This is a genomic window from Methanosarcina sediminis, assembly GCF_052056915.1.
Lineage (GTDB): Archaea > Halobacteriota > Methanosarcinia > Methanosarcinales > Methanosarcinaceae > MTP4.
On the sequence record NZ_CP195119.1, the window covers coordinates 794,592 to 820,137 of the forward strand.

21 protein-coding genes are annotated in these 25,546 nt (G+C 47.7%); 3 read left to right on the plus strand and 18 right to left on the minus strand.

The window, feature by feature from the left end:
• The first annotated feature begins 101 nt into the window (after positions 1-101).
• On the plus strand, positions 102-425 hold the full coding sequence (locus tag ACSAZK_RS03295) for a Sec-independent protein translocase subunit TatA/TatB (protein WP_048179230.1): 324 nt from the start codon (positions 102-104) through the stop codon (positions 423-425).
• A 217-nt stretch (positions 426-642) separates the two neighbouring features.
• On the opposite strand, the gene amrS (ACSAZK_RS03300) is transcribed toward ACSAZK_RS03295, so the two are convergent.
• The 13 genes from amrS (ACSAZK_RS03300) to ACSAZK_RS03360 form a co-directional block, all read right to left on the minus strand.
• Positions 643-1,680 carry an AmmeMemoRadiSam system radical SAM enzyme gene (gene amrS, locus ACSAZK_RS03300; protein WP_440955995.1) on the minus strand — a complete coding sequence of 346 codons (1,038 nt, stop codon included), beginning with the start codon at positions 1,678-1,680 and terminating at the stop codon, positions 643-645.
• Between the two features lie 102 nt (positions 1,681-1,782).
• Complete coding sequence (locus ACSAZK_RS03305) at positions 1,783-5,136, minus strand: Nramp family divalent metal transporter (protein ID WP_440955996.1); 3,354 nt, start codon at positions 5,134-5,136, stop codon at positions 1,783-1,785.
• 327 nt (positions 5,137-5,463) lie between these two features.
• Positions 5,464-6,579, minus strand: coding sequence for a methyltransferase (locus ACSAZK_RS03310; protein ID WP_440957092.1), 1,116 nt, complete (start codon positions 6,577-6,579; stop codon positions 5,464-5,466).
• A 137-nt stretch (positions 6,580-6,716) separates the two neighbouring features.
• A complete protein-coding gene (locus tag ACSAZK_RS03315) occupies positions 6,717-7,415 on the minus strand; it encodes an ATP-binding cassette domain-containing protein (RefSeq protein ID WP_440955997.1) in 699 nt (232 codons plus the stop codon).
• The gene (locus ACSAZK_RS03320) at positions 7,412-8,431 is read right to left on the minus strand and encodes an ABC transporter ATP-binding protein (protein WP_440955998.1); all 1,020 of its coding nucleotides are present in this window, start codon (positions 8,429-8,431) and stop codon (positions 7,412-7,414) included. Before ACSAZK_RS03320 ends, ACSAZK_RS03315 begins: the two co-directional genes overlap by 4 nt.
• Positions 8,428-9,282, minus strand: coding sequence for a nickel ABC transporter permease subunit NikC (gene nikC, locus ACSAZK_RS03325; protein WP_440955999.1), 855 nt, complete (start codon positions 9,280-9,282; stop codon positions 8,428-8,430). Before nikC ends, ACSAZK_RS03320 begins: the two co-directional genes overlap by 4 nt.
• A 39-nt stretch (positions 9,283-9,321) precedes the next feature.
• A complete protein-coding gene (nikB, locus tag ACSAZK_RS03330) occupies positions 9,322-10,263 on the minus strand; it encodes a nickel ABC transporter permease (protein ID WP_440956000.1) in 942 nt (313 codons plus the stop codon).
• 168 nt (positions 10,264-10,431) lie between these two features.
• A complete protein-coding gene (locus ACSAZK_RS03335; RefSeq protein WP_440956001.1) occupies positions 10,432-12,006 on the minus strand; it encodes an ABC transporter substrate-binding protein in 1,575 nt (524 codons plus the stop codon).
• Between the two features lie 557 nt (positions 12,007-12,563).
• Positions 12,564-13,343 (minus strand): ABC transporter ATP-binding protein, encoded by a 780-nt coding sequence (locus ACSAZK_RS03340; protein ID WP_440956002.1) that lies wholly within the window; start codon positions 13,341-13,343, stop codon positions 12,564-12,566.
• Between the two features lie 314 nt (positions 13,344-13,657).
• Entirely contained in the window at positions 13,658-14,764 is a 1,107-nt protein-coding gene (locus tag ACSAZK_RS03345) for a FecCD family ABC transporter permease (protein ID WP_440956003.1), read from the minus strand.
• Between the two features lie 169 nt (positions 14,765-14,933).
• Entirely contained in the window at positions 14,934-16,244 is a 1,311-nt protein-coding gene (locus ACSAZK_RS03350; RefSeq protein ID WP_440956004.1) for an ABC transporter substrate-binding protein, read from the minus strand.
• Positions 16,244-16,927: a hypothetical protein gene (locus ACSAZK_RS03355; protein WP_440956005.1), complete on the minus strand. Its 684-nt coding sequence runs from the start codon at positions 16,925-16,927 to the stop codon at positions 16,244-16,246. The genes ACSAZK_RS03350 and ACSAZK_RS03355 overlap by 1 nt, the downstream gene beginning before the upstream one ends.
• A gap of 95 nt (positions 16,928-17,022) precedes the next feature.
• Positions 17,023-17,787 carry a nucleotide-binding protein gene (locus ACSAZK_RS03360; RefSeq protein WP_440956006.1) on the minus strand — a complete coding sequence of 255 codons (765 nt, stop codon included), beginning with the start codon at positions 17,785-17,787 and terminating at the stop codon, positions 17,023-17,025.
• 251 nt (positions 17,788-18,038) lie between these two features.
• Between ACSAZK_RS03360 and ACSAZK_RS03365 the strand changes: the two genes are divergently transcribed.
• The gene (locus ACSAZK_RS03365; protein ID WP_440956007.1) at positions 18,039-18,185 is read left to right on the plus strand and encodes a hypothetical protein; all 147 of its coding nucleotides are present in this window, start codon (positions 18,039-18,041) and stop codon (positions 18,183-18,185) included.
• A 124-nt stretch (positions 18,186-18,309) separates the two neighbouring features.
• On the opposite strand, the gene ACSAZK_RS03370 is transcribed toward ACSAZK_RS03365, so the two are convergent.
• Entirely contained in the window at positions 18,310-18,495 is a 186-nt protein-coding gene (locus ACSAZK_RS03370) for a hypothetical protein (RefSeq protein ID WP_440956008.1), read from the minus strand.
• A gap of 891 nt (positions 18,496-19,386) precedes the next feature.
• Here ACSAZK_RS03370 and ACSAZK_RS03375 point away from each other — a divergent pair.
• On the plus strand, positions 19,387-21,375 hold the full coding sequence (locus ACSAZK_RS03375; RefSeq protein WP_440956009.1) for an MASE3 domain-containing protein: 1,989 nt from the start codon (positions 19,387-19,389) through the stop codon (positions 21,373-21,375).
• A gap of 274 nt (positions 21,376-21,649) precedes the next feature.
• Here the strand turns inward: ACSAZK_RS03375 and amrS (ACSAZK_RS03380) are convergent, their stop codons facing one another.
• From amrS (ACSAZK_RS03380) to nudC, 4 genes are all read right to left on the minus strand, one after another.
• Entirely contained in the window at positions 21,650-22,684 is a 1,035-nt protein-coding gene (amrS, locus tag ACSAZK_RS03380; protein ID WP_440956010.1) for an AmmeMemoRadiSam system radical SAM enzyme, read from the minus strand.
• A 197-nt stretch (positions 22,685-22,881) separates the two neighbouring features.
• Positions 22,882-23,934, minus strand: a complete 1,053-nt coding sequence (locus tag ACSAZK_RS03385; protein ID WP_440957093.1) for a DUF362 domain-containing protein — start codon at positions 23,932-23,934, stop codon at positions 22,882-22,884.
• Positions 23,935-24,255: 321 nt separating this feature from the next.
• A complete protein-coding gene (locus ACSAZK_RS03390; protein WP_156153800.1) occupies positions 24,256-24,408 on the minus strand; it encodes a hypothetical protein in 153 nt (50 codons plus the stop codon).
• Positions 24,409-24,453: 45 nt separating this feature from the next.
• A complete protein-coding gene (gene nudC, locus ACSAZK_RS03395) occupies positions 24,454-25,347 on the minus strand; it encodes an NAD(+) diphosphatase (RefSeq protein WP_440956011.1) in 894 nt (297 codons plus the stop codon).
• Between the last annotated feature and the right edge of the window lie 199 nt (positions 25,348-25,546).

Below are 25,546 nucleotides of genomic sequence, written 5' to 3' on the forward strand. Positions count from 1 at the left end.
CAGAGTAACTTTTAAGATCAGAATAATTTTTTAAGATCATTTTTAAGCTGCCAGAACCCCAGTACTCTTTAAGAAAACGAAAAACTTGAGGTCTAAAAGCCATGCTACCAATAGGCACAAGTGAACTGATACTGATATTTGCAGTGGTTATGCTCCTTTTCGGGGCAAGCAAACTACCGGAACTTGCCAGGTCCATGGGAGGTTCGGTGGGAGAATTCAAGAAAGCCCAGAAAGAATCCGAACAGTCCTTTAAGGAATTTGAAAAATCCATAAAGGAGCCTACTGCTGAGACCCCGGCTGCAAAGACCAAAGTCCAGGAAACTGCCGAAAAGCTGGGCATCGACATCAAGGGCAAGACCGACGATGAACTTCTCGAAGAGATACAGAAAGCCGCCGAAAAGCCCAAAGAGGTCGCAGAGCCCTGAATAAAGAAACTTTAAACTTTAAACTGAAAACGTTAAACTGAAAACTGCAAGTAAAAAAAGCCGGATTTCTTTTTGAAATCCCGGAGTTTTTTATCTCTTTTACGCACAGCCCGGAATACGCAAGAACACGGGGTAAAGGCTTTCAAATCCAACATTTTCAGAGTTCGTGCCTCGAACCCGCATACTCACAGACAATCGGGATCTTTTCCCAGCACCTTCAGAGTTCGTATCTCGAACCCGCGTATTCTCCCGTAATAGGGATTTTTTCCCCACACTGCGGACAGGTCTTTTCAGGGGTGATCTCGTATTTCTCGATTTCGAAGAGCCCGCGCTGAATAAGCATTTTTCCGCAGTTCGGACAGTAGGTGTTATCGTACTTGTGCCCGAAAACGTTTCCAACATAGACGTAATTCATCCCCTCTTCGCTTGCTATTTTGTAAGCCAGCTCAAGGGTTTCTACGGGGGTCGGGGAGAGGTCCTTCATCTGGTACTGGGGATGGAAGCGGGTGAAATGGAGAGGGGTGTCCGGGCCAAGGTTTTTGTAGACCCAGCGGGAGAGTTCCCGAAGCTCGTCAGGGGAATCGTTGCGGGTGGGGATGACCAGGTTCGTGATTTCCACATGGAGCCCCAGCTTCTTTGCAAGGACTGAGGACTCGAGCACGGGAGCCAGTTTAGCGCTCACGACATCGTGGTAGAATTCTTCGGTAAACGCTTTGATGTCAATGTTTGCGGCATCAAGATAAGGAGCAATATTTTCAAGGGCTTCGGGGGTCATGTACCCGTTTGTCACGTACACCGTTCCCAGACCCGCTTCCTTTGCAAGTTTCGCGCCTTCATAGCTATACTCGTGCCAGATAGTGGGCTCGTTATAGGTCCAGGCGATTGACTTCGACCCAGACATAAGCGCCCTTTCCACCAGGTCTTCGGGAAGGATGTCCTTTGTATAGGAATCTTCCACACAGGTCTGGGAAATCGTCCAGTTCTGGCAGTGCTTGCAGCGGAAGTTGCACCCGACGGTCCCCACGGAATACGCAAAGGAACCGGGGTAAAAATGGTAGAGCGGCTTTTTTTCAATCGGGTCCACGGCTTCGCTGGATACGGAGCCATAGATCAGGGTATACAGGTCTCCGCCCCGGTTTTCCCTTACCCTGCAAAAGCCCCTTTTTCCGGGCGCTATTTTGCACCTGTGGGCGCAGAGTTTGCACTGGACCTTATCAGCATCGAGTTTCTCATAGAACATGGCTTCACGAATCACAGCAATCCCCGGTTAGAGATTGTTTTTTCCATAATTATAGTTAAGCCCTGGAAAAAGAAATTAATTGGAGCTGAAAACAAAATTAAAATCTACAGAAATTTATTACTCCGGCTTTTCAAAAGCAAAACCCCTTTGCTTCATAATATACAAAAAGAGAAGCAGGCCCAGCACATTAACTATGATCATAGGAAGAAGGCTGATTCTGACAACTCCGAGGATATCATCTAAAGGTGCGGGGTAGACCAGCAAGGGAAAAATAATGAGGATGTGGAGGCATTCTACCAGGGTTCCCAGGAAGAGGAGTTTTGAATAGCTAAACTTTTGTCTCCAGTAGATTGAAAATCCTCCTGAAATAAGCCCGGCAGCTACGGTAGCAAAAACGCAGGGGACAGCTGTCCAGCCCCCCTGGGAATAGCGGTACATTCCTCCAAACGTTCCTACAAGCCCTCCCAGTACCGGACCCCCCAGGAGACCTGCAATCATCGGCCCAAGGTCCCGGAAATTGATAAAGATATCATCAACTGGTATGGCACGCATTGTCCCGTAGATGGAGAGCAGGCCAAAGCCCATGACGAGCCAGATCCTGCTGCTGGCTGATAAATTACCTTCCACAGCTGCCCTGAAGCTTTCCGTCCTGCTGAAGAGGTAGAGGGAAAAGGCAAAGACAAGCACCCTTTCAAGGAGAGGGATAACGATATTGAGCAGGGAGGCGTCGTTCGTTACTGCAAGGAAAATAAGCACTGAGGCTCCAAGAGGCTTTATCAAATTCTCTGTATCCGAATTCGGAAGAGCTGTACAAAGATCCCGGCGAGCTGAATCCAAAATCCGATGAGATGAATCCGAAATCCAATGAGCTGCATCAGAACCCTGAAGGGTTGCATAAGAATCCGGATCCGAATCCGGGGCAAAGTCAACCTCATCTTCCGGAGCATTTTGCCCCCGGTTAACGTAAAGGAAGAGCATAAGCCCCATTACGTTAGTAATGACCATGGGCAGGAAGGAACTGCGGGCCACTTCCAGTAGCTTTTCGAGGGGTAGAGGGTAGAGGAGCAGTGGAATCAGCACAAAAATGTGCAGGGCTTCCACAGAGGAGCCCAGGGAAATAAGCCTGGAATAACTCAGTTTTCCTCCCCACAACCTGGAGGAGTACCCGCCAATCAGGCCCGCAGCAATACTGGCCACGGCACAGGGAAGAGCTGTCCAACCCCCCTGGGAATAGCGGAAAAAACCACCCATAAAGCCCGCGATTGCTCCTGCAAAAGGCCCGCAGGTCAGGCCTGCGAGCATAGGGCCGAGGTCCCTAAAATTGACCAGGAGCTCGTCCACCCTGACCGCCTGCAGCGTCCCGTAGATGGAAAGGAGGCCGAAACTCAGGACCAGCCCACCCCATTCCCGGAGGGAAAGGCTGCCTTTCAGGGCTTTTTTTGTCAGCCCCGTGACGGAGAGGAAATAGAGGAAAAAAGCCACGACGACGAAGCGTTCAATCAACTGAATTCCGATTTCCAGAAAACTTTGCTCAAAAATAAGAAAAGCAAACACAGAAAAAGGAATGAGCAGGGCTTTTACTGAAGACTTGAAGCCCCCGCATTCCAGCCCGTCGGAAGAGAAGTGGCTTTCCAGGGAAAAACCCTGTTCATTCATAATATACAGAAAGAGGCTCAGCCCGAAAGCGGTTGTCAGGATCATGGGAAGCAGGAAACTTCGGATAACGGCAAGTATATCCTCAAAAGGCGCAGGATAAACCAGAAGCGGAAAAAGCACAAGGAGATGGACAGCTTCCACAAACGCTCCGAGCAGGATGAGCCTGAAATAATCGAGCCTGCCTTTCCAGCAAAGTGAGACGTAACCTGAAAGGGCTCCCGCAAGGACGGTTGCAACTGCACAGGGAAGAGCCGTCCAGCCTCCCTGAGAATAGCGGTAGAGCCCCCCGATAAGGCCTGTAAAACCTCCGATAAGGGGGCCGCCCATTAGCCCTGCAATCATCGGTCCAAGGTCCCGGAAATTGATAATGGCCCCGTCAAAAAGGACGGACTGGACTGTCCCGTAGATTGAAAGGGTCCCAAAAACCATTACGACCAGTGCTTTGTCCCCAATTGAAAAACCATTTACAAGGGCCTTTCTCATGCTTTTTGAGTTACTGAAAAGATATATGACAAATGCGACCACGGTTACCCTTTCCATCAGCGGGACCCCGAAGAGCAGGAATTTCTCTTCTTTGAGGAGGGCGACAAAAAGAAACAAGAAACTGCCAGCAACCATTAGGAGCCGCCAGAGGCCCGAGCCCCGGGCATATTGAGGGAGCTTGAAATCAAGATAGACAACCATGAAACCGATGAACGCGAACATAATGGAAGCAAGAGCTGAAGCCCAGGTCAGGATACCTACCGGGTTTCCGAAATTGAGAATAAGAAAGATGACAGCTACAAAAAAGGTGATAATCCTCCTGTACAGCGCCATTTCGTCTCTGGAGCTAAGCCCCGTTGAACTAAGGATCGAAGCAATTGCCCGGATTCTCCCGTCCACCCCGGTAAGAATGAGAGCGACAAAAACCGTGTAGGAGGTAAAAAAGAACACCTGTACACCGTGCGGCACTCTGGCCAGTGCAAGGCTGATTCCTGTAAAATAATCAATGTCCGAACCCGAAAAAAGCCCAATTGTCATGAAGGCAAAAGAAAATAATCCAGTAATCCCGAAGGCCAGGCCCTGGCTGAGCTGGACATAGCGGAAATGCCGGGAAAAATATTCCTCCCCGTGCTGGTCTCCGATTTTTTCTTTAAGCCATGAGGAGTAGAGTAAAAGTGAAAGGCTCGAACCCGCAGCTCCCAAAAGCCCCATAACCGTTACCAAATCCTCCTTTTTTAGGGCAGGAACAAAACCTTCGGATACGTAGCCCATTGGGACTCCGGTCCCGAACAGGGTGTAGAGAGTCCCCAGGATAATCAGCACCGCACATAGGGAAACAATTTTTTCAAAGAGGGAATAGGAACTTTTGTAGAGGAAGAGGACTGACAGGAGAATTGTTCCGATGGAGACCATTTCACTTGAAAAAGGACCCTGGAAGAACTGAACAAAGGAAGTCCCCGCAAAGAAGGCTATCCCCCCGAAACCCAGCAGTTCAAGTGTATAGATTGACATGATGAAAATTACTTCCCAGTTTCGCGGACCAGGCACATTCCGAAATCCCCTGAAGATATCTTCCCCCCGGGCAATGGTGTACCGGGAAAGGCCTTCCGTAAGGCAGTATTTGTAGACCAGAGCCACAGCAATAACCCAGAGCATCCTGTACCTTGATGCTGCTCCTGAACTGAGCAGATCAGGATAACTGTCAACACTCATATGAACAGCCAGAATCATCGAAGGCCCGAGAAAAAAAAGAAAATCAATCAGAAGCGGAGCAAAGTTCCCCATTTTCTTTTGCAGGAAACCGAATGCAGGACCAGCAGACCTTGATTTCATATTAAAAAGCTTTAGATAATTTATCCTGGCCAAATGGAGCACCCGACTGCCGTAAACATAATAATATTTTGAGAAGATCCTTATAAATAATATATTTAAACTTAATAAAGTAGCATAATAGTAATACTATTTTAAAGCAGTTATGCTCCATTTATAGGGGAAACTACACCAATTATTTTGAAAAAAATGAAAGTTTTTAAGCTCCCTACAACATGTTTTTAAGATGAATTTAGAGCTATACCCAAAAAAAATAGATTGAAAAAACTTTGAAGAAAATTTAAAAGTGAATATATTAATTGAATATATTAATTGAATTTTTAGTCGTATTTATCCGACTTTCCTGGCAAACACCATCCTTGACCCTTCTTTCATATCCAGGGTCCTGAAGACTTCAAGCCCGTAATCACCCAGCATCCCGACATATTCATTGAAAGGTACGCTGTTTTCAAAGCAGTATCCTGTCCCTCCTTTCTTCGTGTCTTCAAAGGTCCAGAGATTCCAGTCCAGGTTGAAGAGGGGATTTGATTCCGTATTTTCTTCCGGGACCTGTCGGGTTACGAAAACTCCTCCTTCATTCAGGGCTGAAGCGATTTTTGGAATAAGTTCCGGGACCTTGCCACCGGGGTTAAAGGATGAGAAGACCAGGTCGTACCCTGTCCCGAGTTCGTCCTTGAAAAAGTCCCCTGGAATTACGTCCACGTTGGAAGCCCTGTATTTTTCAATGTACTGCTTCGTCTTTACGGTTACCGGGGGAAGGTCGAATACGAAAGCTTCAAGTTGCTCGTTAATTTTTGCAAAAGCAATGGCATAGAGCCCGTGCCCTCCTCCCAGGTCCAGAAGTTTCCGAACATTTCCGAAATCAACATTTTCCATGACCGTCCTGACGGTTTCCTGGAGCAGCCCGCAGCGCGCATTTTCAGCCATGCAGCTAATAACCTCCCCGAAAAACGGACCTTTTTCAACAAGTTCCGGCCCCTTCCTCATAAGCTCGGGCAAACGAGCCCAGAGCGCAACGTTCCTGAACTTTTCGGAAAGGTAATGCTGCTGGGAAAACGGACTATCTTTAAGGAGATATGCAGCGCTAAGTTCCGAATTCACATACCAGGGGAAAGCCGGGCTTTTTTCGGCTCTTTCGTCGTTCTCTTTTTCCCGAAACCCTTCTTCAGCTTCAGTTTCAGCCTCATCCCCAGCTATCTCCTCGAAACTGTCCAGAAGCCCAAGCCTTACGAGAGCTTCGCAAAAATGGGGAACTAACACGGGGTCGCAACTCAGTTTTTCGGCAATGTCCCCTGCCTGAAGAGGGGTTCTTAGAGCCTCAAAAACCTCAAGTTCAAGAGCCGTTTCGATTAGCCTGTACTCTTTAAGTCCCCTAATCGAGTCGTCCATGAGCTTGAAGAAACGGTCTGCACCCGGAGCCGGGGTATCCATAATATCATCATTCACTTTCAAGTTCAATCTCCTTTTAGCGCTTTCTTTTTGTCCTTGACCTGAATTTATTGGAAAATTATTGGAAAATTATTGGAAAATTATTGGAAAATTATTGAAAACTTATTAGAAACATATTAGAAGCATATTGGAAATCACATGAAATCAACTATTTTTCCTCCCTCCATAACCGCGATCTCATCGCTCATCCATTCAACAACTTCCATGTCATGCGAGATAAACAGGAAACTGATCCCGTAGTCTTCCTGAAGGCTTTTTAGCAGAGAGAGGATCTGGGCCTGGACAAGGGGGTCAAGCATGGAAGTGGGCTCATCCGCCACAATGAACTTGGGCCTCAGCCCCAGGATCCGGGCAATTACCACCCTCTGCAGCTGTCCTCCGCTGAGTTCCCCAGGGTAACGAAAAAGCAGTTCCTCATTCAGGGAAACGGCATCAATCAGTTCCAGAATCCTGTTTTCTTCAGCTTCTTTTCCGCAGAGCCCGTGAATCCTTAAAGGCTCGGCAATGCAGTCGTAAATCTTCATCTTCGGGTTCAGGGAAGATTCAGGGTGCTGGAAAATAATCTGCATTTCGGTCCCGAGCTTTTTAAGTTCCCTGCCCCTCAGCCTGGAAATGTCCCTGCCCTCGAAAAAGACCTTTCCCCCCGTGGGCTCCATCAACCTCAGGACTGTCCGGCCGAGGGTTGATTTGCCGCAGCCGCTTTTCCCGACAAGCCCCAGGGTTTTGCCTCTTTCAAGCTCAAAACTTACATCATCAACAGCCCGGTTCACCTGCCTGCGAAAGAGCCCGGAATTGTAATACTTTTTCAGGTTCTCGACTTTTAAGAGCGTCATTGTGTATCCCCTCCCGTATCTTGCCCTGCCTCCTGCCATGCATCTTGCCCTGTCTCTTGTCCCATCTCTCGTCCTGCATCTTTTTCATAGAGCAGGCATCTTACCTGCCTTCCCCCCTCAAATTCCAGGAGCTCGGGCCGGGTTTTCGGGCAGGCTTCTATCCGGAACTCGCAGCGGGGGTGGTACCTGCAGCCGGGAGGAGGAGAAACAAAACTCGGGCTCTGCCCGGGGACGGCACGAAGCCCCTTTCCGGGCAGGGATTCCAGGAGGGCTCGAGTGTAGGGGTGTTTCGGGCTGGAAAAGATTTCCCCTGCTGCTCCGGTTTCCACGATTTCCCCTGCATACATGACTGCAGCCCTGTCCGCAATCCTGCCTGCAACTTCCAGGTCATGGGTGATCAGGAGCAGAGAAGAGCCTTCCTGCCGGACAAGCCCGGAAATCAGGTCTGCAATCTGCTGCTTTGTCTGCGGGTCAAGCCCTTTGGTGGGCTCATCGGCAATAAGGAGTCCGGGGTGCAGGGCAAGCCCCATGGCAACCATAACCCTCTGGAGCATCCCCCCGCTGAACTGGTGCGGGTATTCGGATTTTTTCGAAGGGTCAATTCCCACGAGTTCGAGCATCTCCCCGGCTTTCTTTCCGGCTTTCTTTTTTCCACAATTTTCATGGCAGCGGTAGATTTCTGCAATCTGGTCACCTATGGAAAGCACGGGGTTCAGGGAAAGGGAAGGGTTCTGGAGCATGATCCCGATTTCTTTGCCCCGCAGATGCCTCATTTCCTTTTCGGAAAGGGTCAGCAAATTCCGCCCCTTGAAAAGGATTTTGCCTTCGAGCTTCACATTCCTCGAAAGCAGCCTCAGAAGAGCTTTTCCAAAAGTAGTTTTTCCGCACCCGGTTTCCCCGATGAGAGCAAGGATTTCTCCCTCTTTAACCTCCAGGAAAATGCCCTCATTGGCTTTCACGGGGCCCCTGGTTGTATTGAAAGAGACGTTAAGGTCCTCTACCGAAAGCAGGCTCATCCAGCCATCACCTCCCGGTCCGTCTCCGTATCAAGGCAGTCCCGGAGCCCGTCGCCGGCGAAATTGAAGGCCATGACCGTGAGCATGATCATCAAACCCGGGAAAAAGGTCAGGTGGGGAGCACTACGGAGGTACGGGATCCCGGCTTTGAGCATCGCGCCCCATTCGGGGTCAGGGAGCTGGATCCCGAGTCCGAGGAAACTCAGGGCTGCCGCAAATATGATCACATGGGCTATCTCCAGCGTCCCGAGCACGACCACACTTTCCAGGCAGTTTGGCAGGATATGCCTGCGCATGATATAGAAGTTTGAAGCCCGAAGCGCCTTTGCAGCTTCCACGAAAGCCCTTTTTTTCAGGGACAGGACCTGCCCCCTGACAAGCCTTGTGTAGACAGGCCACTGGGTAAGGGAAAGGGCAAGTACGACATTAGTAAAACCGGAACCAAGCAGCCCTGCAATAACAAGGGCAAGAATTATGTTGGGAAACGCAAGAACTATGTCCACGCCCCGCATTACGATTTCGTCAAACAGGCCTCCCCTGTACCCGGAAAGCACCCCGAGCAGCGTACCTGCAATTGAGGTAGCAGTAACTACGAGAACCCCGATCCCGAGGGAAAAACGTGTACCGTAGACTACCCTTGAATAGATACAGCGCCCCAGGTCATCCGTCCCGAAAGGATATTCGAAAGAGGGCCCCTCGAGCCCCCGATCAAGCTTTTGCTTGAGAGGGTCATGGGGGGAGATAAAGGGGGCAAAGAGCGCAAGGAAAGAGAGGAGAATGATGAGCAGGACTCCAAGCACTGCAAGCCTATTTTTTCGGAATTCCCGGGTATTGAGTCTTTTTCCTATCATATTTATGCACCTCCTCCCACTTCAATCATTCTGCCTGTTTTAGTCATGTTTGTCATACCTTATCCGCGGGTCGAGCACCGCATAGAGGATATCCACTGCCAGGTTGGAAAGCGAAAACAAAATGGCAATAAAAAGCACACAGCCCTGGACCAGGGCAAAGTCCCGGGCAAAGATGGAATCCACGAGCAGTTTTCCAAGCCCGGGCCAGGAAAATATGGTCTCCACGATAACGGTTCCGCCCAGAAGATAGCCAAGTTGCATCCCGGCAAAGGTGAGGACCGGAAGGAGTGCATTTTTGAGGGCGTGCCTTAGGAGGATCGTCCGCTCATCAAGCCCTTTTGCCCTGGCTGCCACGATATATTCCTGTTTCAGCACTTCCAGCATGCTGGAGCGGGTAAGCCTGGTCGTTACCGCAGCCATGGAAGTGCCAAGGGTTAGGGCGGGCAGGACAAGGTGTTCCAGGCTCCCGTAACCGAAACTCGGGAGCATGCGAAAGGTCAGGGCAAAAAGCCAGATCAAAAGAAGCCCAAGCCAGAAATTGGGAATGGAAACCCCAAGCAGGGACGTGAAAACGCAGGCATTGTCAAGCAGGGTATTTTGCTTGAGGGAGCTCAGGACCCCCGCGGGAATGGCAATCATCAGGGAGAGAAACAGGCTTGCCAGGGCCAGTTCGGCAGTCGCGGGCAGGCGCAGCAGGATCTCTTCAAGGATATCGTCAGAACTGATAACGGACTTCCCGAAGTCCAGCTGCAGCACATGCTCAAGCCAGTTAAGGTACTGGATATAGGCCGGGGCGTCAAGCCCTTCCGCTTCCCTGACGGCTTCGATCTGTTCGGTGCTCAGGTCCTGCCCATACCTGGCAAGAGCAATGACCTCGGCAGGATCCCCGGGAGCAAGGTACATTGCAGAGAAGGTAACAAGCGTAACCCCGAAGATCACTACCGAAATCAGGAGCAGGCGTTTTGCTATGTAGTTCCACATTTTTCTCGGTCCGGTTTTTCCTCAGATACGAATAAGAAGCGAAGAAGCCCAAAATAAAAACGAAAGTGGAAAAGGTGCGGGATTTTCACTCCTTTCCACAGCGATTCGTTTTTTATGAATTATTCATTTTTCCGAAACAAATCCTTCCGAATTATTCATTTTTCGAAATTATTCATTTTCCAGATACACTCCCTCAAGGTTCAGCCAGGGGTCCTCGGAGGTAATTGTGTACCCCTTTACATAGGAGTTGACAGCTACGATTTTTTCTTCGTGGACCAGGTAGAAGGCAGGGACTTCTTCGATCACGAAGTCCTGCAGGGAATAGTAAAGTTCCTTCTGCTTTTCCTCATCCGCAGTCATGTCAGCTGCGTTTACAAGCTCATCGTAGCTTGCGTTCCGGTAGTGGGAATACGGAGCCATGGAATGGTGCACGAAGAAATGCTTCGGATAGGGGCCCCAGACGAAGTAGCCGCTGCGGAGGATTATGTCAAAGTCCCCGGAATTTTCGAGCTGGGTAATAGCCCCTCCTTCCAGGAGCTTAATTTCCACATCAATTCCCACTTCCGCAAGTTCACCCTGGATTGCCTGGGCCATGGGGTTGTGCCTTGATGCCCAGACCCCCTTGCTGACCAGGAGGGTCACACATAGGGGGTTTCCACCCTTTTCCACTATACCGTCCCCGTTAGAATCTTCCCATCCGGCTTCCGAAAGAAGGGATCTTGCCCTCTCAGGGTCCCGGGAATAAGTCTCAAGGTCAGGGTTGGAGTACATCATGACCGGAGAGTAGGCCCTACCATTTGCGGCTTTCCCGACCCCTTCAAGCACCTCGCTGGTAATCATTTCCGTATCTACAGCATAGGCAACGCTTTGCCTGACCGCCTTATCACTGAAAGGAGCTTTTTCACAGTTAAACTGCAGGAAGTCGGTGAAGGTGGTAAGTTTCCTGTGTACTTCGATTCCCTCTTCGTTTTCGAGCCTCGAAACATCATATTCAGGGACCTTGATAATCATGTCCACTTCCCCGGTCTCGAGCGCCATAACCCTGGTGGAAGCCTCAGGAATAATCTTGAAAGTTACCTTTTCGAGTTCGGGATTTTCGCCCCAGTACACTTCGTTTCGCGAAAGTACGATTTCCTGGTCTTTAGCATGAGTTTCAAACTTGAAAGGACCGGTCCCGATAGGGCCTACGAAGTTTCCTTCGGCATCAACAGAACTCGGGCTCATTACCGGCCAGGCCACATGGGTCAGGTAAAAGGGCAGAGGCATGGGTTTTGCCAGCACAAACTTCACGGTGTGGGCGTCAAGGGCTTCCACACTTTCGATTGGCCTGAGCACAGCCTGGGCGACATATGACTGTTTGGAGTAGGAAAAGACAACCGCATCAGCTTCGAAAGGTGTCCCGTCATGGAAGCTTACCCCTTCCCTGAGGTGGAAGACCCAGGTCTTGCCGTCATCCGGTGTTTCCCAGGACTCGGCAAGGCCGGGGACGATGCTCAGGTCAGGGTCAAGCCTGACAAGTGTCTCATAGATCTGGGACCAGACAAAACGTCCGTCTCCGTCCGGAAATTTGTCCAGGCACCAGTTGTTGACATCCGTACTGATTCCCACGGTCAGTTCCTGGGAAGAGACTTCGGAACCCGCGCCTTTAGCGGTTCCGTCCTCTTCCCCGCCTATGCATGCACTGGCACAGATTACGGCCAGAAGTATTAAAGTGATTGTAATGAACTTGAATTTTTGATTCATATGGACCCTCTTTTCTACAGGCATTTCGGGAACGAGTAATTCCGAAAATTCTTGTTCAGCCAGCCTTCAAACGGGGGATAGCGAAAGAAAACCGTAACCTGAACCGGAATCTGAGATCTCACGAGGAGCTCAAGAATCAAAATAGCCCCTCAGCCCTCAGGAAGTATCATTCGTCAAGATGTTTGCTCAAACATTATTCAATACATTTTATGGTGAGTTTTTAATAACTATAAATGTTAATTTGTTAAAATATTGTAATACTCAATATGATAAAAGAGTTTTCTTATATGAACAACGGTAAACACCGTTAACAAAAAGTAGTAAGCAACTTTCAGGAAATTTTAAAAAATAAACGGAAAAAAAATTAAAAAACAAAATATCCCTATCGGGAAAGCTTCAGGCCATAAAAACTTCAGATAATAACCTGAAGTCTCAGGTTAATCATAATCCAGAATCATCATAATCCAGAATCACCCGAATCCAGAATCACCCGAATCCAGAATCACCCGAATCCAGGACCATCTTTCAAACTAATCCAAATCCAGAGTCGATTAATCTCAGGCTACTTCAAGCTGCTTCAAAGGCAGTACGTAGGGGACTTCGGCATGGGTACTTACGCTGGCTTCGACCCCGTAAACATAAGCGATATTTTCGGGAGTCAGGACTGAAAAAGGGTCCCCCATTGCAACTATTTTTCCCTGTTTCATCATGATCATGCCGTCCGAATATTTGGCAGCAAGGTTCAGGTCATGGACAGCCATGAGAGCAGCGACCTTCTTTTCTTTTACAAGCCCTCTTACCAGTTCCATGACATCGAGCTGGTGCCAGATGTCCAGGTTGCTTGTAGGTTCGTCAAGAAGCATAACCCCGGTATCCTGCACGAGGGCTCTTGCGATCAGGACTTTTTGTTGCTGCCCCCCGCTAAGCTCATTGAAAATGCAGAGGGCAAGGTCTTCGATTCCAAGCCTTTCGAGTGCTTCCCAGACTCTTTCCTCGTCCTTTTCACCGCTGAACCAGCCCAGGTGCGGACGTCTCCCCATGAGCACGGTTTCGAAAACGGTGTTCGGAAAAACCCTGTTGGAACTCTGGGGGACATAGGAGAGGGTCCTTGCCACCTCAAGTCTTTTCATTTGCCTGAGATCTTTTCCTTCAACGGTGATATTTCCCTCCCTTGGAGAAAGGATCCTGTCAATACACTTTAAAAGTGTGGACTTACCCGCCCCGTTAGGCCCCACAATGCTTACCAGGCTTGAAGCCCGAATGTCAAATGAGACATTTTCAAAAATATTCACATTTGAATACCCAAACGCCATATCCTTTACCTGTATTTTTACCATCCTATCAGAACTCCTTTTCAGACCGGAATTCATTTCCCACTAGTGGTCCACCATTTGCTTCAGTGCTACTCCCCTCATTTTACTTTACTTACCAGAACTCCTTCCTTACCAAACTCAGTCCTTACCAAACTCAGTCCTTACCAAACTCAGTCCTTACCAAACTCAGTCCTTACCAAACTCAGTCCTTACCAAACTCAGTCCTTACCAAACTCAGCCTTTACCAAACTCAGCCTTTACCAAACTCAGCCTTTACCAAACTCAGCCTTTACCAAACTCAGCCTTTACCAAACTCAGTCCTTGCCAGAACGTCGTCATTACCAGAACTCCTTCCTTTTCCTCTTCAGTATCAGGTACATGAAAAACGGAACCCCAAGCAGTGAACTTGTGATTCCTGTGGGGATAATTGTCGGCCTTACGATGTTCATACCGATGGCATCTGCCGATATGAGGATCAAAGCGCCCAGGATCCCGGAAGAAGGGAGCAGGTATTTGTGGTCGGAACCTATGACCATCCTGGCCATGTGGGGAGCAACGAGCCCGATAAAGGCGATGGTACCCGTAAAGCACACGATTGTCGCAACAAGGAGGCTTGCTAGCACCATGCTGAACATCCGGACTTTATTTGCGTCGATCCCCAGGCTTTTCGCGTTTTCATCCCCCACTGCCATGAGGTTAAGGTCGTTAGCCTTCAGGTAGAGCAGGGGCGTGCAGAGGGCAAAAAGTCCCAGGAGCAGGGGGAAATTCTTCCAGGAAAAGGCTGAAAGGTCTCCCATACCCCAGCTTACCATAACCCTGAGCTGCTCATCCGTTGCAAAATACTGGAAAAGGCTGCTAAGGGCATTGAAAAGGTAGTTTACGGCTATGCCTGCAAGGATCAGGGTTTCGGAAGTTGCCCCTTTAAGGCTTGCAAGCGCGATAATGAAAAAGGAGCAGAGCATTGCAAACAAAAAAGCGTTCCCTACAAGCAGATAGGGACCACTTATGATTCCAATCCCCATGACCGCCGCAACCGCAACCCCGAAATGAGCTCCTGCCGAGATCCCGAGGGTAAAAGGGCTTGCAAGGGGATTCTTAAGCACTGCCTGCATTACGCAGCCACAAATTCCAAGGCCGAAACCTGCAAGGATGCCGCCCACAATCCTGGGAAAGCGGATGTTCCACACAACCTGGGAGGGAAGCTCAAAAGTCCCGAACCGGCCCGGGAAAAACCTGTCGAGCAAAATACGGTAAACATCAAGCACGGTAATATCAAGCGGTCCGATCGTTATTATGTACCCTGCAAGGAATGCAACCATCAGCAGGAGAAAAACCATGAAACAGAGCTTTCTCCACTTATACCTGTGGTATGCTGCCCGAACGGCATTATTTCCGGTTCGGGATTTCAGTGCACCCTTGACGGGGTTTTCAAGTATTCCTGCCATGCTTTACCATCTCGATATTTCTGTGTTTCCGGGCATTTCTCTACGAAGTCCAAAATTTCCTGGGTTCCGGGTCTTATTTCCGGGGTTCCGAGTATAAGTTCCTGGCATTTTCTTCACGAATTCTAAAAGTGCAGACCTCAGCAAATGCAGACCTCAGCAAGTTCGGACTTCAGGACACCTCTTCGGCGAACTGCTGGTATTCGGCAATAGCTGTATAAACCCCGTCTACTCCGAGCAATCTCCTGTAGATCTCGTTGCCTTCCTTTTCCAGGTCGAGGTGCTGGAATTCCTCGGGGTGGAGGCATTTTGCCATATACATCATGTTCAGGAGGCTGCGGTCAATCGGCCTGCCCCTGCAGTACGGGTAGAAGCAGTCGTAGACATGCCCGTTTTTCACTGCAGGGATTTCTGACAGTTCCGGAGTTTCCATTACGAAGTCTCTGCCGGTCTGGCCGTCCCAGGTGCTCCAGGCAACGAAAATATAGTCCGGAGCCCAGGCAACGACCTGCTCGGGAGCAACGTTGATATTTTCCCCGGTACAGTCCTTTGCAAGGTTGTCCCCGCCTGCAATGATGAGAGGCTCGTATACTGCCTCGGTCCGGGTAAAGTCCCGGCCTTCCACGGAATCGTAAAAGCCTTTCTTTGCCCCCCTCGGAGCAAAGTAAACGGTCGGGATTTCACTTTCGTCAAGCTGGTCAGTTACTGATTTTACCATGTTGACCTTTGACCGGACAAAGTTTTCAAGGTCTTCGGCTTCCTCTTCCCTATCAAGGACATCCCCTAACAGCCGCATGTGGCCATAATTTTCCTCAAAGGTAAAACCGGTACCCGCATCCACACAGGGACAGCCGACCTTTTCTTCGACCAGGTCTCCACGGCTGTACCAGGGAGCATCGAAGACCACATCAGGTTTCAGAAGGGCCATAGCTTCATAATCAATTTCCTTGCGCGTATTGGTCTCGGGAAGCTCATCGAGCTGTCCTCCTTCGTAAACCTGAAGGCCTTTCCAGGCACCCAGGGCAATTTTGTTGTTGTTAACGTCCCTGGGAAGTACGCAGCCGCTCCTGGTGCACTCATCCGTTGCAACCATTTTGTCCAGGTCGCCGAAAGCTATGATAATCCTGGAATTGTCCGGGTTTGTGGTTATGATCCTTTCCACGGGCCTGTAAAACGTTACCTGGCGGTCGTGCATGTCTGTGATCGTTTTTGCTTTTCCGTCCCAGAAGGTATAGATGAAAGCTGCGTCTCCTACATCGTCAAGGGAATAGCCCTCTTCCCCGAGCATGTAGGCGCAGACCACGTCTGCCAGTTCTTCTCCGGAAATCTCCCCGTCCCCTCCCCCGCAGGGAAGTTCGGAAGCAGAGGCAGCCGCGGGATTCACGAAAAGCAGCCCTAGACATATGAAAAGCAAAAGTCCGGCCAGCAAACTTGACGATGGTTTAAGCACCGATGGCAATTTCATCGCGGATGGCAACTTCATCACTTTCTCCCTCCTGTTGTCTTTCTCCCTCCACCTATCTCTCTTCCTCCGCTTATTTTCATTTTAAACAGAGAAGCACAGATAAGCAGGCCAAGGGAAGTAATCCCGATTCCGAACCCGGGAGTGGAACTGCCAGATTCCTCGGAACCGGCTTTACTTGAATCGGAGGCTGTTGAAGACCCTGTCTGGCTTTTGCTTCCGCTGGCAGGCAGGATAGAATTAGGGTCGCTTACGCTTTCCCATCTTTCCTTCCCCTCGTTCAGTTCAGGGGTCTGCACGAGCAGGTCAACCCATTCTCCTGTAAAACTGTCCTTGCCCCCGGCAGGTGAGGCTATTACCCTGTACCTTATTTCCGTTTCATCAAGTACGGAAAAAGCGATCATCCCGGCTTCCCGGTCCACTTCGAAATGGGCTGCATCCGAAACGTCTGAATCCTTTTCAGGAAAACGAAAGCCCTCAGGAATCGTTTCAACAATTCCAACCGCGAGAGGAGCTTCTCCCCCAATATTCAATACGATTTCAACTTCCTCATCAGCTCCGAAAGATACGGGAGCTACCCTGGTAACGGATTTTACCTCCTCAAAACTGGCAGCGCTTGCCCCTGCAGGCAGTAGAAAGAAAACGGCCAGAAGCAGCAGGAGAGACAGCGAAACTCCTGCTCTTATTTTTTCTTTTCCTATCATATGCACCCTCGTCAACATTTTGCCTCATTAAACGGATTGAAAATGACACCCTGTATTGCAACGGATACTAACTTGAACAGTGATGGACACCCACTTCAGCTTGACTCTCCGGAAATAAGGGACCCGACAATGAATTCAATTTCAGGGAGGAAGACATCGAACTCCCTGCCTGCAAGCCCTGCCTGGAAAAGCTCATCACTCGGAGGAATAATGCTCAACACACGTTCCTCTCCCACAGCCCCCAGCATTGCAGTCCTGCCGTTTCCGTCAACTTTGTTAAAGATAAAATGCAATTTTTTGCCGGCTTTGTCACATAACTCAGCGACCTTTTCCGAAAGCCTGATGGATTCGTAGGAGGGGTCCAGTACCATTAAAATGAGGTCACATCCTTCCTCAACCCCCCTTCCGAAATGTTCGACCCCGGCTTCCGTGTCCACAAGCACGAAGTCCCGGCTTCCTGTAGAGATATTTTTCAGGAAGTGTTTTGCAAGCGCACCCATGGGACAGGCACAACCCTCCCCGAAATCGTGGATCTTGCCCACCGAAACCATTCTTATGTTCCCGTTAGTAGCCACGTAAAGCCCGGGAATGTCGGCGATATTCCAGTTTTCTTCAAACAATTCGGGTTTCTCACCTTTTTTCATCGCACCCATCATCTTCTCGATAAGGTTTTTCTTGCCTCCCAGAAAGTTCATGAAATCCTCCGGAAGTTCAAGCCCAAGCTGCCTGTGAAGCCCGAAATTCGACTCGTCACTGTCCACCACAAGGACATTGTAGCCTTTATCAGCCATCGACTTTGCAAGCAGAGCCGTAACCGTGCTCTTGCCGCTTCCTCCTTTTCCGCAAACCAGAATTTTCATTTTTTCACCTTTTACTCCATAGCAAGCAAACTTAGCAATAAAACAATGAAAAATATGATTTTAACATATTTTATCAAATAATATGAACACTAATTTTACTTAATTTTAATTTAATTAATACAAGATCATATTATTTTTTATTTTTTTATGCACAATAGAGAAAAATAGTTCATAGTTATAAAAGTTTCGAAATAAGCTTATCAAAAAAAGTCATAAAAACCTTATAGAAGACAAATCGAAATATAAGAGAATTGGGGTCAAAAGAGGTGGGAACCAAAGCCAAAAAGCAGGATACAAAGTTAAAGAGCGGATACAAAGAGAGTATAGGTCAAAAAATAGAGATCAAGGTCAAAAAGCGGGATACAAAGCCAAAAAGCGGATACAAAGTTAAAAGATAGGTTAAAAGATAGGTTAAAAGATCGAAATCAAGGTCAAAAAGCAGGATACAAAGTTAAAGGATCGAAAATCAGATTAAAAGGAATGAGGACAAAGTAAAAGGAATAGAAATTATAAAAAATAGTTTCAGAATGCTGTGTCGACATAATCAACAGGTCGCTTGAAAACAGCCCTTATTACACCATTCTCATCCATTTCGTCAGCGAACTTGATCAGTTCCCAGCCATCTATTCCAAGGTTATTAAGGTCTTCTTTTGTTTTCGATAGATCACTGTACCTAACCGCTTTTATATCATATTCCCAAACATTCATGCACCAGCATCTCCAGTAAAGTTGGATAATATTAGTTCATATATTAACAGGGAATACATGCTATATGTAACTTTTTAAAAAATAGATTTGCCATTAAATCAAGTAAAATTGTACATATAAGATCTCAAAATGTTTTTACGTAATTTTTTTTCATCAACGTTTTTGGTGCTTCCTCGTTACTCGGTTGATGTTGTTCCAAAATTGCCAAAATTGCATCTTCCTTGCTTTTGCAAACTCGAGGAACGTTCACCTGGTCAGAGAAATGTTTCAATGGCCCCGAAAACCGTATTTCAATTCGATTGTTAAAAAATGCCTCCGCCAGCTTGCCTGGCGGCCCTCACAAAAAAGAAGTGATAAGGGGATATAAAAGAAGTAATAAAGAAGCAATAAAGAGATATGAAAAAACAATATTTATAGACTGTATTTATTCCTTTATTCACTCTGTCCAGTTTTTCAGGCTGCTTTTATGTTTTACCTTCTCTCTTCTTCAGACTTCTTTTTTTCTTAATGATAGCAACCGAATAATGCAGAACAACCATATTTTTGCGCATTTACAGATTTTTGATCTGCATTTTGACCCGGGGCATTATTTTCACAGGGAAACCGGACTTTTTTGAAAGGATGGAAGATTCAAAAACCTGAGAGCAAGCCTTGCACCTGCGACATACTATAGGATTCTCCGTTAAAAACTTTGATATCAACGCTGTATGCAGGCGTTTAAAGGGAAATATACTACGAGAAAAAGTTCATATTAGCCGGGCTTCGATTACTGACATGGTGAATTGTGATCCGATTGTTTTTTAAAAAGAGGGTGTTCATTCTTAATTATAGATAGTCGATATATATAAGTTCAAAAATACTTTATACTACAGTAAATAAATACAATTTAAGATGCGATATGAGCAGATAAACTTCAACAGGACCCTTAAGCCATCTCTTATTGAGCTGGGGTTATTCCTGATAGGAACAGGTATGCTCTACACGATCAGCCTTAATAACTACCTGCTCTTTCGCATTGTGGTAAACCAGTTTAACGTCATAATAGCTTTCATGGTTTTCATAATAGTATGGAAATCGAAAGTTGTTTCGGAAAACCGATACCTTACATTTATCGGGACAGTACTTTTTTTCATAGCATGTCTTGGTTTTTTGCGTTCATTAGCATATGAACAGATAGGCGTGTTTCCCGGATATGGGGCAAATCTGCCTGCACAACTCTGGATAGCTATAAGGTACCTGGAAAGCGCCTCCTTTTTTGTGGCTCCCCTGCTTTTGACAGGTTTTGTAGAGGATGAAAATGGATACAAAAAAACTAATGGAAATGACCGGTTTGCCCGGAAAGTATTCCTCTTATATGCCATAATTACGACCGCTCTTCTTATCTTAATTTTCCACTTTGGGAACTTCCCGGATTGTTACATAAAGGGGGTAGGGCTCACTCATTTTAAAATTTTCAGCGAATATATAATCTCATTCCTGTTTATCGGTTCACTGGTTCTCCTGTATCAAAAAAGAGACTGGTTCGAAAAACATGTTTTCAGGATACTTACGGCAGCCATAGTATTGTCCATCTTCGCGGAAGTGGCCCTTACCCACCACACATACACAGAAGAGGTTTTCAACTTTATAGGGCACACTTTTAATGTTCTGTCTTTTTACCTGATCTATGTAGCGATTGTGAAAACAGGCTTTGACGAGCCCTGCAGCCTTCTTTTCAGGGAACTTAAATTTCGGGAAGAAGCCCTGAGGAGAGAAACCATTTTTCTTAAGGACGACCAGGGCCGAATCTACAGGATGCTTGGAGTAGAGAAACCCACAACCTCCGGTGAACTTTCCGTGGAGGAAGTTCAGGCTAAAACAGGACAATGCAGCTCATTAGTGCAAAACCTCCAGGGAATGATCGGCTTTCGGCTTGACGAGAAAGGTGCTCCGGTATTCATTGAAGGGGCTATGGAAGAGATTACGGGATACAGTAAAAAGAGCTTCATTTCCGGGGAGGTAAAGTGGGCGGGAATAGTCTTACCTGAAGACCGACCATTGCTTATTGAAAACCTGAAAAAGGCAAATTCAAAACCCGATTCCGCCCTCGAGCTGGAATACAGGATACGGAACAGAGACGGGGAGATAAGATGGGTAAGGGAACTCATTCAGGTCATCCCCGGAGACTCCGGAATCTCCGGAAAATTCCAGGGCTTTATTCATGATATCACCCGGCGTAAAATGGCTGAAGAAACCCTTACCAGGACTGAGGAGGCCCGAATAAAGGAAATCCACCACAGAATTAAGAATAACCTTCAGGTGATCTCATCATTGCTTAGCCTCCAGGCGGAAAAGTTCAGCGATAAGGAAACCCTTGAAGCGTTTAGAGAAAGCCAGAACCGCGTAGTTTCCATGTCCCTTATTCATGAAGAACTTTACAAGGGAAAAAACATGGAAACCCTTGATTTTGCGGCTTATCTTCGGAAGCTGACTTCGGAACTCCTCAGGTCTTATAGCATAGGAAATGAGAACGTTAGCCTGAAACTGAACATTGAGCCGATTTATATGGAAATGGATACTGCCATTCCCCTGGGAATTATTGTAAACGAGCTTGTTTCGAACTCCCTTAAGCACGCCTTCCCTGAAGAAAAAGAAGGAGAAATCCGGATAAGCCTTTTCGGACCGGAGAATTACGAAATAGAAGGTGAAAAGGACCTGCAGTTTACTTTGAGTATAGCCGATAATGGGAAAGGCTTTCCTGAAGAAATCGATTTCAGGAATACGGAGTCCCTCGGGCTCCAGCTTGTGAACATTCTAGTGGAACAGATAGAAGGCTGCATCGAACTCAAAAGGGATAAAGGAACTGAATTCAATATCAATTTCACAAAAGAAGGAAATTGAAGGAAAATCTCCGCAAAAATGAGAAAAACAAACGGCCTGATAGAGAAAAATTCCGGTTCAGTTCAGGGTTATTATGTTTCCTTCAGTTCAGGGTTATTATGTTTCCTTCAGTTCAGGGTTATTATGTTTCCTTCAGTTCAGGGTTATTATTTTTCCTTCGGTTCAGGGTTATTATGTTTCCTTCAGTTCAGGGTTATTATGTTTCCTTCAGTTCAGGGTTATTATTTTTCCTTCAGTTCAGGGTTATTATTTTTCCGGTTGTTATTTTTTTTCATTAAGCTTTTGAAAGCCCCGGATATTCTCCGACAATCGGAATCAACTCCCCGCATTTAGGGCAGGTATTTTCAGGCGTTATATTATATTCCTGGACCTCCATGAAACTCCTGTCAATCAGGAGAGTGCCGCATTCGGGACAATAAGTATTCTCATACGGGTGTCCGGCTACATTACCCACGTAGACAAAACGCATTCCTTCTTTGATAGCAATCGAACGCGCCAGTTCGAGGGTCCCCACAGGGGTCCGGGGCAGGTCTTTCATCATATAATGGGGATAAAAACGGTTAAAATGAAGCGGGGTATCTTCCCCCAGGTTTTTGTGGACCCAGCGGGAGAGTTCCCGGATCTCGTCAGGCGAATCGTTGTGGGTAGGAATGATAAGGTTAACAACCTCCACGTGGATCCCAAGTTTTTTTGCAAGAAGCGCTATTTCGAGCACAGGAGCAAGTTTTGCACTGCAGATATCCCTGTAGAACTCTTCGGTAAAAGCCTTGATGTCCACACTAAAGGCGTCAAGGTATGGGGCTATTTTTTCAAGGGCTTCGGGGCTAATGTAGCCGTTTGTAACGTAGCTGGTCATAAGTCCTGCTTCCTTTGCCAGTTTCGCCCCATCATAAGTGTACTCGTACCAGACTGTAGGTTCATTGTAAGTAAAGGAAACCGACTGGCACCCTGCCATCTTTGCCTGCTGGACAAGCTGCTGCGGACTGAGGCTTGAGGTATAAGCTTCTTCCAGAGGAACCTGGGAAAGAGTCCAGTTCTGGCAGTGCTTACAGCGGAAATTGCAGCCTATAGTCCCGACCGAGTACGCAAAAGATCCCGGGTAGAAGTGAAAAAGCGGTTTTTTTTCGATATGCTCCACCCCTTCGCTTGAGACGGTTCCGTAGACAAGGGAAAAAAGGCTGCCTTCGCAGTTTTCCCGGACTCCGCAGATACCCCTTTTTCCGGGAGCTATTTTGCACCGGTGGGCGCAGAGGGAGCAGCGGACCTTCTTGTCCCTGAGTTTTTCGTAAAACATTGCCTCATGAATCATGGAAAGACCCTGTACAGATGATGGTTCTTAACGGATTAATAGCTAATTTCCTGAGAAATGTTCACAAGTCACAAAAATCCTGAAAAAACATCCATAAACCAAATAAATCCTGAAAAAACGTTCAAAAATTGAAATTTTGTTCAATATTCTGCTTAATGGTAAAATATTGAAGGGGAGAAGCCTGAAAGACACCCCATTCAAATCTCAACCAGTTCATAATCCCGGCCACCAAGCCCGATCTTTTCCCCGTATTCGAGCTGGTGGGTCCCGTCGACTTTTGGCCAGGCCCCTTTAAACTTGTCAGCTCCAGCTTCGTGGTTGCACTGCAGGGAAGAGCCCTTGAATCCGACCTGTTTGTTCACGAGGTCGTAGCTTGCCTGATCCAGGGCAACCGGATCCATAGAGGCAAGAATCCCTATATCAGGCACGATAGGGGCATCACTCCAGGGTACGCAGTCGCAGTCGGGAGTTATTTTGAGCAGGAAGTTGATGTACCCAACTCTGCCCTGCTTATCCTTTACAGCCCCGTAAGCGTATTCTGTCAGGCACTCCAGGAATTCGGGGATATCGTTTTCCCAGTCAAGGTCAATGGCGTCTTCAGGGCAGACTTCCATGCACTGCCCGCAGCTTATGCAGATGGAAGGGCCGAGCTTCGAGGAATCTCCCTCGATTGAAGCGGCACCCACAGGGCAGATTTCCACGCATTTCCCGCAAGCTATGCACCTTTCTTCAACCACGTGAGGACTTGTCGGGTAGTGCTGGTCCTTTTTGCCTGCAGCAGGGGCACAGCCCATTGCCAGGTTCTTGATCGCCCCTCCAAAACCTGCCACGATGTGCCCCTTGAAGTGCGACATCACGACCATGGAATCGGCTGCCACGATATCGGACCCGATTTTCACGGACTTGAAATGCTTTTGCCTAATTTCGACCTCCGCTATGTTCTGGCTCTTCAGCCCGTCGGAAATGATCAGCGGAGCCCGGACCACGGAGTAATCAAACCCGTGCTCGATTGCCGTTGTCAGGTGGTCAACCGCATTGTGCCGGCTCCCCGAGTAGAGGGTATTCGTGTCCGTGACAAAAGGTTTTGCTCCGGCTGCTTTTACTTTATCAACCACCTGCCGGACAAAGACAGGGTTGATATACCCATCATTTCCATACTCCCCGAAATGGATCTTGATTGCCGTCAGGTCGTCTACCCCCAGGAGTTCGACAAACCCCGCTTCATCAAAAAGCCTCTGGATCTTGCTGATTTTGTTATCATTGGGGTTTTGCGCCCTTAAGTCTGCGAAATATACCTTACTTGCCGTATGAGTCCCTCCTTATGAAAAAGATTAATTTGATGTTTCTTTTATGACCTTTTATTCTTCTTATATCCATTTTAGTTCTATTTTATCCTGGATTTGTCCTTGTTTTATCCTTAAACTACGTAATCAAGAAAGTCCTGTTTCCTTTTAGGCATTGCGCTTTCCAAAAACCGGGAAAGCTATTTCATCCACATAATATCAAAAAAAGGAGGCGTTTTCCATCCACATAGTATCAAAAACAAGGAGGCATTTTCCATCCACATAATATCAAAAAACAAGGAAACCATATTCTGAACCCAATAGGAAGCCGGGACTCTCACCGGGCGCCAAAGGCGGCCGGCTTTTTCCTGAAAATGAAAAAGAAAAAGGAGCAGAAAGAAATACAACAACGTCCTCCTCCGCCTCAAGCTCTGAAAGCAAAAAAGCAGCCCCTGCTCCAGAGCGATACCCCCACAATGTCTGATCTTATTTATCCAACCCTTCTTCTTGCAGGAAATAATCGATTAGCTTTCTTGAGATACTGATTTTCCCGGGCAGGACCGGAAGTTTCTCAGCCGGGAACCAGCCAGCATCCTCGATCTCCACACCGTCTGGCCGGATTTCTCCGGATTCGTATTCCGCGGTGAACCCGATCATCAGGGAGTTTGGAAACGGCCAGGCCTGAGTCCCGAAATAGGTGATGTTTCTGACTTCAATTCCGACTTCCTCTCTGATTTCCCGGACAACGGCAGACTCTGCCGATTCCCCGGGTTCGACGAAGCCTGCGACCAGGCCGTAGAGAGCGGGAGGGAAATTCGGGGACCTGGCAAGCAGGATTTCCTTTCCTTTTTTGATGAGCACGATTACCGCAGGCGAGATCCTGGGGTAGAAAAGTTCCCCGCAGTTGGGGCATTTCTTTCCCCTTTCCCCGGCCATAGGGAGAGTTCCTGTCCCGCAGCGGCTGCAAAACTGGTTGACCCTGTCCCATTCCATAACCTGGACCGCCTTGTTCACGAGCGAAAAGCACCTTTCACTGAGCTTCGCATGTGCCTGCCTGAGGTCCAGAAATTCCATTCCTTCCGGAGCCTCTACACCCTCTTCAAGTTCCACGGAATAGCAGTGGAGCCCTTCAAGCGTACCCATGTACTGTTCCCTGACAGCCGAAAGCCCGAGCTCTCCGAAGTCCTGTAGCTTCGGGACAGCTGTCGGGTTTTTCTTCACTTTGAGAAGAATGTCCCGACCCCGAAATGCAAACCAGAGCGCAGGCTCCTGCCTGTCAGCGGGGGCTTCGACACCTATAAGAAATTTCGGGTCCGGATTCATTTTCGTTATTGAGGAAGTTTTCGTGATTGAAGAAGTGTTCGTGGTTGAGGAAGTCATGGTGCTCATACTTTTTGGGTTTTATTCTATATTACGTTACTATCCGATATTTATATCTCACTTATTTTATTTTTGCTTTTGCAATAGATCCGGGAATTTGTTTTTGAGGTGATTGATTTTCATTTTGAAGATCCTTCTGGAATAATTTTAAATATTAATCTGCTTGAAAGAAGAATAGTGATATAAGGGAGGCAGGGGT

Excerpts from the sequence above, each read along its gene's own strand:
- ACSAZK_RS03295 (WP_048179230.1), top strand. The coding sequence starts at position 102 with ATGCTACCAATAGGCACAAGTGAACTGATACTGATATTTGCAGTGGTT.
- ACSAZK_RS03305 (WP_440955996.1), bottom strand. The coding sequence starts at position 5,136 with ATGAAATCAAGGTCTGCTGGTCCTGCATTCGGTTTCCTGCAAAAGAAA.
- ACSAZK_RS03315 (WP_440955997.1), bottom strand. The coding sequence starts at position 7,415 with ATGACGCTCTTAAAAGTCGAGAACCTGAAAAAGTATTACAATTCCGGG.
- ACSAZK_RS03320 (WP_440955998.1), bottom strand. The coding sequence starts at position 8,431 with ATGAGCCTGCTTTCGGTAGAGGACCTTAACGTCTCTTTCAATACAACC.
- nikC (WP_440955999.1), bottom strand. The coding sequence starts at position 9,282 with ATGATAGGAAAAAGACTCAATACCCGGGAATTCCGAAAAAATAGGCTT.
- nikB (WP_440956000.1), bottom strand. The coding sequence starts at position 10,263 with ATGTGGAACTACATAGCAAAACGCCTGCTCCTGATTTCGGTAGTGATC.
- ACSAZK_RS03335 (WP_440956001.1), bottom strand. The coding sequence starts at position 12,006 with ATGAATCAAAAATTCAAGTTCATTACAATCACTTTAATACTTCTGGCC.
- ACSAZK_RS03340 (WP_440956002.1), bottom strand. The coding sequence starts at position 13,343 with ATGGTAAAAATACAGGTAAAGGATATGGCGTTTGGGTATTCAAATGTG.
- ACSAZK_RS03345 (WP_440956003.1), bottom strand. The coding sequence starts at position 14,764 with ATGGCAGGAATACTTGAAAACCCCGTCAAGGGTGCACTGAAATCCCGA.
- ACSAZK_RS03350 (WP_440956004.1), bottom strand. The coding sequence starts at position 16,244 with ATGAAGTTGCCATCCGCGATGAAATTGCCATCGGTGCTTAAACCATCG.
- ACSAZK_RS03355 (WP_440956005.1), bottom strand. The coding sequence starts at position 16,927 with ATGATAGGAAAAGAAAAAATAAGAGCAGGAGTTTCGCTGTCTCTCCTG.
- ACSAZK_RS03360 (WP_440956006.1), bottom strand. The coding sequence starts at position 17,787 with ATGAAAATTCTGGTTTGCGGAAAAGGAGGAAGCGGCAAGAGCACGGTT.
- ACSAZK_RS03370 (WP_440956008.1), bottom strand. The coding sequence starts at position 18,495 with ATGAATGTTTGGGAATATGATATAAAAGCGGTTAGGTACAGTGATCTA.
- ACSAZK_RS03375 (WP_440956009.1), top strand. The coding sequence starts at position 19,387 with ATGCGATATGAGCAGATAAACTTCAACAGGACCCTTAAGCCATCTCTT.
- amrS (WP_440956010.1), bottom strand. The coding sequence starts at position 22,684 with ATGATTCATGAGGCAATGTTTTACGAAAAACTCAGGGACAAGAAGGTC.
- nudC (WP_440956011.1), bottom strand. The coding sequence starts at position 25,347 with ATGACTTCCTCAACCACGAACACTTCTTCAATCACGAAAACTTCCTCA.